General features: G+C 61.5%; 11 protein-coding genes. 8 read left to right on the forward strand and 3 right to left on the reverse strand.

Annotated features, from left to right (window positions below):
* From AHiyo1_RS00595 to AHiyo1_RS00605, 3 genes are all read left to right on the forward strand, one after another.
* The coding region (locus AHiyo1_RS00595) for a hypothetical protein (protein ID WP_172465457.1) at positions 1 to 1433 on the forward strand (1433 nt) is incomplete at its 5' end.
* A 138-nt stretch (positions 1434 to 1571) separates the two neighbouring features.
* The gene (locus AHiyo1_RS00600) at positions 1572 to 3824 is read left to right on the forward strand and encodes a glycosyl hydrolase family 28-related protein (protein ID WP_059387270.1); all 2253 of its coding nucleotides are present in this window, start codon (positions 1572 to 1574) and stop codon (positions 3822 to 3824) included.
* 80 nt (positions 3825 to 3904) lie between these two features.
* Positions 3905 to 4102: a hypothetical protein gene (locus AHiyo1_RS00605; RefSeq protein WP_059387271.1), complete on the forward strand. Its 198-nt coding sequence runs from the start codon at positions 3905 to 3907 to the stop codon at positions 4100 to 4102.
* A gap of 112 nt (positions 4103 to 4214) precedes the next feature.
* On the opposite strand, the gene AHiyo1_RS24335 is transcribed toward AHiyo1_RS00605, so the two are convergent.
* Positions 4215 to 4367 (reverse strand): hypothetical protein, encoded by a 153-nt coding sequence (locus AHiyo1_RS24335; protein ID WP_172465458.1) that lies wholly within the window; start codon positions 4365 to 4367, stop codon positions 4215 to 4217.
* A 348-nt stretch (positions 4368 to 4715) separates the two neighbouring features.
* On the opposite strand from AHiyo1_RS24335, the gene AHiyo1_RS28120 reads away from it, so the two are divergent.
* A complete protein-coding gene (locus AHiyo1_RS28120) occupies positions 4716 to 4892 on the forward strand; it encodes a helix-turn-helix domain-containing protein (RefSeq protein WP_445286182.1) in 177 nt (58 codons plus the stop codon).
* Between the two features lie 364 nt (positions 4893 to 5256).
* Here the strand turns inward: AHiyo1_RS28120 and AHiyo1_RS00615 are convergent, their stop codons facing one another.
* Complete coding sequence (locus AHiyo1_RS00615) at positions 5257 to 5481, reverse strand: hypothetical protein (RefSeq protein ID WP_059387272.1); 225 nt, start codon at positions 5479 to 5481, stop codon at positions 5257 to 5259.
* A 139-nt stretch (positions 5482 to 5620) separates the two neighbouring features.
* On the opposite strand from AHiyo1_RS00615, the gene AHiyo1_RS00620 reads away from it, so the two are divergent.
* Both AHiyo1_RS00620 and AHiyo1_RS00625 read left to right on the forward strand, forming a co-directional pair.
* Positions 5621 to 6166 carry an acyl-CoA thioesterase gene (locus AHiyo1_RS00620; RefSeq protein WP_059387273.1) on the forward strand — a complete coding sequence of 182 codons (546 nt, stop codon included), beginning with the start codon at positions 5621 to 5623 and terminating at the stop codon, positions 6164 to 6166.
* 111 nt (positions 6167 to 6277) lie between these two features.
* Complete coding sequence (locus AHiyo1_RS00625) at positions 6278 to 6649, forward strand: thioredoxin family protein (RefSeq protein WP_059387274.1); 372 nt, start codon at positions 6278 to 6280, stop codon at positions 6647 to 6649.
* 51 nt (positions 6650 to 6700) lie between these two features.
* On the opposite strand, the gene AHiyo1_RS00630 is transcribed toward AHiyo1_RS00625, so the two are convergent.
* Positions 6701 to 6979, reverse strand: coding sequence for a putative quinol monooxygenase (locus AHiyo1_RS00630; RefSeq protein ID WP_059387275.1), 279 nt, complete (start codon positions 6977 to 6979; stop codon positions 6701 to 6703).
* Between the two features lie 102 nt (positions 6980 to 7081).
* Between AHiyo1_RS00630 and AHiyo1_RS00635 the strand changes: the two genes are divergently transcribed.
* Together AHiyo1_RS00635 and AHiyo1_RS00640 are read left to right on the forward strand one after the other, a co-directional pair.
* Positions 7082 to 8755, forward strand: a complete 1674-nt coding sequence (locus AHiyo1_RS00635) for an AMP-binding protein (protein WP_059387276.1) — start codon at positions 7082 to 7084, stop codon at positions 8753 to 8755.
* A gap of 132 nt (positions 8756 to 8887) precedes the next feature.
* A partial coding sequence (locus AHiyo1_RS00640; RefSeq protein WP_059387277.1) for a hypothetical protein occupies positions 8888 to 9686 on the forward strand: 799 nt, incomplete at its 3' end.

The following is a 9686-nucleotide window of genomic DNA, read 5'->3' on the forward strand; positions in this document are numbered from 1 at the left end:
CGGCCCAAGCCCTCTCCGACGCCGGGGCGTACGACGCTGCCCGCACCCTCGGCGTGTCTCAGACGGTCCTGACTGACGCCCTGATGGGGGTTGCCGGGGCGCAGGACATCGTCAACGACGCGGTCAAGAAGGGCAAAGCCTTCCAGGAGGACAACACCCAGAATGTGATCTCCTCGACCAGCCACGCCCTGGTGCAGTCCGAAGCCCAGAGGAACACTGCCAAGGCCATTGATATTGTCACCGGTTCGCTGAACGCCCAGTCAGGGGCCATATCGAAGTCCAAACAAGACAACCTCGACCAAGTCGCCGCAATGAACACCACGACAGGGGCGCTGACAGCCCAGCAGATCGCCCTCCAAGGCCAGGCATCCATCTATGGCGAGTCCGTGCCGGTGTACCAGGCAGCGGTCAAGTCACAGCAGGACCTCGCAGACAAAGCAGCCCAGACCACGGCGAACATGGTCCAGCAGAACGACGCAGCCGGGTTGCTGAAAATGACCCTCGACGGACTCAACGGCAAAGCGATCTCGGCGGCCCAGGCACAGAACGCGTTCGATTCCCAGCTCGCCAACATGGGCACCCACGTGGACAAGACCGGCAAGACCATCAAGTTCACCACGGCCAACATCGGCGACATGTCCGCCGCCTCGGTAGCGCTCCGGGGACAGCTCAACTCGCAGGTGGCCGGACTCCAAGCCGTGGTAGAGGCCAACGGCGGTCTGAATGACTCCACAGGCCAGGCCAAGGCCGAGATGGAAAAGATGCGGACGCAGATCATCGACAACGCCGTGGCCCACGGGGTGGACAAGGATGCGGTCACCGCTTATGTGGACAAGCTGCTGACCATTCCCAAGTCAGTGCCACCTACGAAGCTTGAGATCGACAAGGCCAAGGCCGAGGCGGACATTGCCGCGTTCCAGGCCCATGTTGACGCGGTCCACGGCAAGACGATTGACCTGATCACCCGTGAGTCCACGCAGAGAACAGCGGACACGATGGGCACCCGCACCAACCCGGTGACCGGCGAGCAGGAGAGCTACGTTTCGACTCCCGGTGGAGCGGAGGCGCCCGGGTCGGGGACTGGTACGGCGACCAAGGGCACGTTCCTTGGGTACGCGCACGGCGGTCCGGTGGCGTATCTTGCCTCCGGTGGTCACCCCGGCGGGCCAAGAGGTTCGGACACGGTTCCGGCGTGGCTGACCCCGCGGGAGTTTGTGATGAAGCGGGCGTCGGCGGACTCCATCGGACTCCCGACCCTGAATTACATGAACCAGACCGGGCAACTCCCGCCGCAACAGCATGGGGCGGTAAACGTCTCGGTCACGGTTCAGAATCCCTTCACCGGGGAGGAAGTCCAAGCCGTGGTCAAGTCGGTTGTCGTGGGTGCCATCGGCGCGGCGAACCAGGACGCCAGACGGCGCCCGTCCCGCTGATTGTGCTCACGCTGTGATCACCAGCCGAAAGTGCCCAGCAATAGCAAGGAATCCGGGCCTGTGAATTGATACGGAATCAGCTCACAGGCTGACAAGCCCGAAGAACTCTCGAACCACCAACACGTTAGGAAAATGAAAATGACAGTGGGTCTCACGTTCGTCAATGGCGGACCCCCGTTCCTGAATGCCGACAACCTGAACGCCATGGTTGGCGGCATCAACGACGCGCTCGCAGTCCCCGACGCGGCCCTCGCAGGCAGGGTCGTCGCCGGGGCCACCAAAACGGCGCTTGACGCCACTTATGCCCCCGTCTCCGGCAGCGCCAACTACGCCAGCACGTCAGCCCTGACCGCGCACACCGGAAACGTATCGAACCCGCATGCTGTCACCAAAGCGCAAGTCGGCCTCGGGAACGTGGACAACACGGCTGATGTGAACAAGCCGGTATCCACGACGCAAGCTACAGCCATCGCCGCGAAGTTGGATGTGACCACAGCGGCCAGCACGTACGCTCCGATTTCCACCACCATCCCGAAGTGGGTCACAGCCACGGCATACACGGCTGGGCAGCAGGTAGTCTCGCCTGCTGGTGACATCGTGCAGGCCATCGCTAACCACACATCGGGAGCTAGCTACACGCCCGCCAACTGGGCCTACGTGCGCTTCGCTGACTACTTCTTCAACGTCAAGGCCTACGGTGCCAAGGGCGACGGATCGACTGACGACGCATCGGCCATCCAAGCCGCTATCGATGCAGCGAACAATGGCGGCGGTATCGCGGCCAACACGGCTGGTGGCGGCGTTGTTTGGTTCCCGACTGGCACGTATATCGTCGGAACAACGCTCACGCTGTACGGCGGCACCCACTTGCGCGGCACCGGCCCTGGCGGGGACGTTTTCTCTGATACCGACGCCAATCTGCCTTTCCGGGGCACCGCCCTCAAGCTCAAGTCAGGTGCCAACACTGACTTGGTAAAGACGGCGAACTTCGCGGCCCTCACTGGTGTCAGTAGCCCTTCCGCTTACTCGACTCCCAACCGCTTCGGCGTCTATGACATGACCTTGGACGGCAACAAAGCAGGTAACAGCAGCGGCGATATCCTAAAAATCTATGGGCGCTCCTTCTGGCTACAGAACCTTGTCATTCAGAACGGCGCTGCCCGCGGGCTCTACACCGAGTACGGGTCGAGCTCGGGCTATGACAACGAAGCGCAGATCAATAATGTCCGCGTTTCGGATTGCGTTGGTGACGGGTGGCCATTCAAAGGCCCTCATGACTCCGTGGTTTCCAACGTGTTCAGTGCTCGCAATGGTGGCTCGGGGTTCATTACATCGGGGAACGTCGGATCGCTCCAGGTGACAAACATGCACAACTGGGGCAACCAGGTGTATAACTTCGACCTTGGCACCGAAGATGCTTCATTCGTCAACTGCGTTTGCGACGGCACGGGCGCTGGTGGTGTAGGAATGAGGGTTACCGCCAAGAACATCCGCTGGATTGGGGGGTCCATCTACGGAACAAACGTTCAGGGCGAGACTCTCGTTCAGATTGGCGATACTGGAGCAGCATCCACGATTACAGGTCTGGACTTCCATACTCGGTTCTTCAACATGGCTCTCGGCGCAGTCCCACTGGGTTACTGCTCGAACGTCACCCTCGGGTACAACGTCTTCAGGGGAAGTCTGAACAACGGCACCAACTCCCGACAGCTTGCCGGAGGCTACAAGGCCAAGGTCAGTGGGGCGCAAACCCTGCCTGTCACCACTCTGAATGTGGTCTCCACGGCCGGCTTCCCGACCACCGGCAGCCTCTACACGGCTGGCGGAACGATCAGCTACACAGGAACCACGTCCACGTCCTTCACTGGTGTAACGGGCGGCTCGGCAACGACCCTCGCGGACGGCTCCTTTGTTACCCAGTCCCTGACCCTTGGTACTGGCGGCGAAACATTCGAGTTCCGGTCCGCTGATGGCAACGCAAACACGTTCATGCAGGTCGGTGGCCTATCGACGATGAAAGTGATCGAGAACGTCAACCGCGATCAGATTGGTCCACTGAACGTCCGGAGCATGATGTCGAGCAGCCAGACCCTCAGTTCCAATGGGGCCGTGACCTGCGATGTCGCTCAAGGGAACGCGCAGAACATCACGCTCCAGGCCAACGCGACAAGCACGACGATCAACAACCCAACGAACGGTCAGGAATTGGTCCTCACCTACATCCAGGACGCTACAGGAGGCCGGACTTATGCATGGCCGGCTAACTGTAAGTTTGCTGGCGGCTCGGCACCAACCGACACAACCGCATCGAAGAGGACGACCGTGCGATTCAGGTACGACTCGGGGACGTCGGCCTGGTGGGAGACAGCCCGATCGGTTGCCGTTGGATAAGGCCGGGTAATTGCCCTAGCCAATGCCTCCCGTGCGTCATATTCTTGCCTTCCTAGCAGTCAACATGAGGGGGCAACATCATGGCCGCGCAAGTCGAATACCAACTACACAAGGCAGCATCCGGAAATCAGCACTACTACTGGCGCGTCGTTTCCACCGGCAACAACAAAGTGCTCGCCACCAGCGAAACATATTGGAACAGGGACGACGCCATACGGGCAGGAAACCTGGTTCGCCTGAACAGCGGGTCCAACGCTGACTTCAACGATCACACGTAGTAAGGCTCCAAAGCGCTGGTCCTGGCGGTAGCTGAGGCCCCCGCGTAAAGCCGGTTAGTCGCCCCCATCGTCCTTCGGGATGGTGGGGGTGCTCCGTGCCCACCGAATTCCGCTATGTGGCTTCGGTGGGTGCATCTTCCATAGGTGCATCCACCGGGGCCTTGGCCACGAGATAGTCGACGCCGGCCGCGAGACTGTAGAGGCCGATGACCAGCATGACGGCGCCGAGGACAAGCAAGATCCCACCCAAGACCAGCAGGGTCATGCCAGTACTTAGGGTCCGCGTATTTGACGACCACTTCAGTTGCGTTCATGACGGCCCCGATTGGGTCATGGTTCCGCCTGCGATGACCGCGAGCGTTCCAAAGGCGACGTATACGGCTGACGGGCTCGGTTTTTCACTCATGACCGGCTACCCCCAATATTGGTTTCATGAGCATGATCATAGGGGCAGGAGCGCGTATTTAATAGCGGTCGCGTGCAATTCATTTTCGTCAAGACCAACTTGAGGTAACTCGAAATGCTGACCCGCGGAAACTTGCACCAATAGCCGGGGGTGGCTGTAGTCCGTTGTAGTTTCGGGACCATGACAACGAATACAGAGCGCCCAGACATGAAAATAAAGCAGGTTGCCGAGTTCTTGAATCTTCACCCTGAGACCGTCCGGGTCCTCGCTAGACGCGGGGCTTTCCCGAACGCGTACAAGACGGGTGGACCCAGTTCCCAAGTGCGGATCCCCTGGTCGGATGTTGAGGAACACAGGAAGAAGGCGCTGCCTGCGTCCATGTGATCACCCGGTGAGCACCCGCCGTCGGACAGTGGGGGAAACAGGACGCCAGAGAGGGGCGCTGAACCCGTCGAAAACGGCTAGATTCCGCCACCCAGGACAGGGGACTCACCACGGGTTCATGACGGTGAAATCACTGTAAATCAGCTGGCAACGCCTACGGGGGTTCGAATCCCTCATCTGCCACAAAATTAAATCCCCGGAACCACATGGTTCCGGGGATTTTTTTGTCCGTGTTTTCTGGGGAGGCCCCGTTCGAGGCGCGCGGGGCCGTTCGACGCGGAAAATCCCCTGCGCGGCGCTGGTGGATTCTCGACGCACGAATTCCGGTGTCGACAGGGACTTTGCGTGTCGACGGCGAAGCCAGTTAGCTCGCGCTGCCCGGCTCCAGCCAGTAACCGTCCTGGTGATGGACGAGTTGCCGGCCCAGGCCTCCGGACAACTGGATCCAGAGCGTGCTGCGATCCTCGGTCATGCCGTCCAAGGTGCCTACGATCCTGTTGCCGCGGGTGTCCTGCAACACGAGCTCCTGGTGGAGCGGAAGTTCCGGCCACACCTCTGCGTGTGGCCTGATGGTTTGGGTGGTGCTCACGGGATCTCCTTGGTGCCTTCTGCAATTTGTTTTCAGACATTCTTCCCTCGGCATGTGAACCGGTGGTAAACGACATGCCATGTAGCGACACACAAAACGGGGCTGTCCCGAAATGTTACTGGGGAGTAACATTGCGGTTATGCATTTGCTTCTCCGAACCCTCTTGCTCTTGTTCACCTCGTCCAGGCGGAGCCGGCTCAGCGTTTGGGGCACGTCTTCCTTGCCCATGCGAGTGCTGCCCACGGACATCGACATTGCGATGCATGTCAACAACGGCATGTATTTCTCGCTGATGGATCTTGGACGCTTCGACCTCATGGTGCGCGCGGGGATCTGGCAAAAGATGCGCAGACGCCGCTGGAGCCCCGTGGCAGCTGGGGAGACCATCGCGTTCCGGAAGTCGTTGCAGCTCTGGCAGCAATACACCATCGAGTCCAAGATCATCGGGCTCGATTCGAAGGCGATCTACTTTGAACAACGAATGGTGGCCGACGGCGAGATCTACGCCCGCGCGCACATCGCCACACGGCTTGTCGCCAAGGGCCGGCCCGTGAGCCAGGAGGAAATCCTGGCCGAGTTCGGCGAGCCCCCCGCGGACCTCGAGCTTCCGGAATGGATCCACGAGTGGCGCGAGAACAACGCGCTCCCCGGTGCCAGGAAGGCCGCCCCGCACCTCTGGCACTAGCCGACGGTACCGGGCGGCCCCAAACGAGCTGCCCGGCGTCGTGCTTTATTCCCGGTTTGCCGGGTAGCGAACAAGCGCGACTTAGGCGGTGCGGTCGCGTACCGTGGAAGCATGGCTACAGTTGACATCACCGGCGAGCAGTTCGCATCGACCATCGAGGGCAATGACATTGTCCTGGTGGATTTCTGGGCTGCGTGGTGCGGCCCTTGCAGGCAGTTTGCCCCCACCTACCAAGCCGCTTCCGAGAAGCATGACGATGTCTTCTTCGCCAAGGTGGACACCGAGGCCGAGCAGCAGCTGGCCGCCGAAGCCGGTATCTCCTCGATCCCCACGCTCATGGCCTTCCGCGAAAAGGTCCTCGTGTTCTCCCAGCCGGGCGCACTGAACGGACCACAGCTGGAGCAGGTCATCGAGGCCGTCAAGGGTCTCGACATGGATGAGGTCCACGCGCACATCGCAAAGCAGCGCGCCGAAAACTCCTAGCAAACGCCATCGGCTGTTGCCCACTTTCCAGTGGGCAAGAGCCGATGCTAGTTAGAGGCGCTCGAGCTTCACCGGCTCCGCGAGCAGGGCGCTGAGGGATTCGTTGAGGTCCTGGACGGCGATGCCCTTGGAATGGGTGTCGAGGTGCTCCTCGGATGCCCACTGTTCGGTCAGGACCAGCTTGTCCTCGTTGGCTTCGGTGAGCTCGTAGCGGATGCAGCCGGGTTCGTTGACCACTTCGTCGATCGCGATTTCCAGCGCGAGCTTGACGCGGAAGAATTCGCCGTCGTTGGGGATGAACGTGGCCTGCAGGTCAATGGGTGCACTCATGGGATTCACATTACCGGCTGGCCCGCCAAGGCCCTGAAATATTTTGTAGGACTTCCAAGCAAAAGTCTTCTCTTGGCCCCCCGGAGTTGGTAGCGTGCGTTCATGCTTTCCTACACAGCCGGGGACACTGACGTCCCGCTGCTTGAAGAGACCATCGGCGCCAACTTCGAACGCGTCGCGGCGCGGTTTCCGTTGCGGGACGCGCTCATCGAAGCCGCCGTGGTGCCGGGCGATGAGGCCAGGCGCTGGAGCTACGAAAAACTGAACGACGACGTCGATCGCCTCGCGCGTGCGCTGCTCGCCATGGGCGTCGCGAAGGGTGACAGGGTAGGCATCTGGAGCCCGAACTGCGCCGAATGGACCATCCTGCAATACGCCACGGCGAAGGTCGGGGCGATCCTGGTCAACGTCAATCCGGCGTACCGCAGCCATGAACTCGAATTCGTGGTCCGCCAGAACGGCATGCGGATGCTGGTGGCCGCGCCATCGGACAAGAACAGCGACTATGTGGCCATGGCCCGGGAGGCCTTGACCAGTTGCCCCGAGCTTCGGGAGCTCGTGTTTCTTCCCGATCTGGGACTGGACATGCTTAACGCAGGCGAACCGCAAACTGACGCCGAGCTGACGTACGCCGAACTGCTCAAGCGGGCGGACGACGTCGTCCCCTCAGCGCTCAAGGCTCGGATGGCGGAGCTGGACCCGCACGATCCCATCAATCTGCAATACACCTCGGGGACCACGGGCTTCCCCAAGGGCGCCACCCTGACTCACCACAACATCCTCAACAACGGCAACCAAATCGGCAGGCTGTTGGGATACACGGAACGCGACCGCGTGGTCCTTCCGGTGCCTTTCTACCACTGTTTCGGCATGGTCATCGGGAACCTGAACGCCCTGAGCTTCGGCGCGGCCACCATTATTCCCGGCCGCGGATTCACCCCGGCCGCAGCGCTGGAAGCCGTGCAGGATTTCGGCGGGACCTCGCTGTATGGCGTGCCCACGATGTTCATCGCCGAGCTGGCTTTGCCGGATTTCGCGTCCTACGACCTCTCGACGCTGCGTACCGGCGTCATGGCCGGCTCACTATGCCCTATCGAGGTCATGGAGCGTGTCATCGCCGAGATGAACATGCGGGACGTGGCCATTTGCTACGGCATGACCGAGACTTCTCCCGTATCCACCATGACCCTCGCGGCCGACACCCTGGAGCAAAGGACCACGACTGTAGGGCGCACGATGCCCAGGCTCGAGTCCAAGATCGTGGATCCGGGCACCGGCGAAACCCTGGAACGCGGGGGGATCGGCGAGCTGTGCACGCGGGGCTACGCCGTGATGGCCGGGTATTGGGGCCAGCCGGAGAAGACAGCCGAGGCCATCGACGACGACGGCTGGATGCACACCGGCGACCTCGCCCGGATGGACCCGGACGGTTTCATCATCATCGAAGGCCGCATGAAGGACATGGTCATCCGCGGAGGGGAGAACATCTATCCCCGCGAAATCGAGGAGTTCCTGTATCGCCATCCCGCCATCCAGGACGTCCAAGTCATCGGGGTGCCTGACCCCAAGTACGGCGAGGAGTTGATGGCGTGCATCATCCTCAAACCGGGAGCGGCTTTGGACCTGGAAGGGGTGCAGGAGTTCTGCCGCGGCAAACTTGCCCATTACAAGATCCCCCGCTACGTCGACATCAGGGAGAGCTTCCCCATGACGGTGTCCGGCAAGGTGCGCAAGATCGACATGCGCGAAGAAGCGATCGCCCGCCTCGGACTCTAATTCCAACGCGGGGTCACTTACGGCCCATGTTGGGCGGCAACATGGGCCGTAAGTGACCCCGCGTTGGCTTGCTTGGAAGTCAGCCTGTGGATAACTCCTTGCCGGGGTCAAATTGCGGACAAACTGGATCCCATGGTCCGCATCATGCCGCTGCCGGAGGAACTCAGTGACCGTCCTTTCACGGTCTATGAATCCCGCGTGCTTGGCGTCGCTCCGAAGCGGCTCCGGGCCAGGGATATGTCCGACGGCGGGCGGCTGATCTACTTGCCTGCGGGTCGTGACTTTGAGTTTGCCGAACAGGCGCGGGTCCTTGCCGCGGCAACACCGGGCGCCTGGGTGTCCCATGAGAGCGCCGCGGTACTGACCCGGCTCGGCCTTCCTCCGTGGCTGGGCGACTGCGAGACGGTCCACCTGAGCAAGCCCCATGAGCTTCCCCGGGTCCGCCGGACCGGGGTGACGGGGCACCGAGTCCGTGTCCTCCCGGGCGAAGTCACGGAGATAGACGGTATCCCGGTGTCCTCCCCGTCCCGGACGTGGCTTGACCTGGCGCATCAGTTGCCGCTGCGGTACGTGATTGCCATGGGCGATCAGCTGATCCGTAGGCCTCGGCCTGGCCTTGAAGGAAGGACGGAGGCCTACGCCACCAAGGAAGGATTGCGGCTCCTGATCCGGCAGCATCCGAACATGAAAGGCGTGGAGAAGGCCCGGCTCGCCCTTGAAGACATGCGAGTTGGAGCAGATTCGTTTCCGGAGACATTCCTGCGGCTCGCAATGTCGGATGCGCGATTGCCTGAACCGGAACTGCAGCTCCGCCTCGACCCGGACGATCCGTGGTCGCCGTCCGCGGACCTGGGGTACCGGCGGTTTCGGATCGCCGTGCAGTACGACGGCGCACCACATCTCACGCGGGAACAGCAGACACGGGACAACC

This window comes from Arthrobacter sp. Hiyo1, from assembly GCF_001263615.2.
GTDB lineage: Bacteria > Actinomycetota > Actinomycetes > Actinomycetales > Micrococcaceae > Arthrobacter.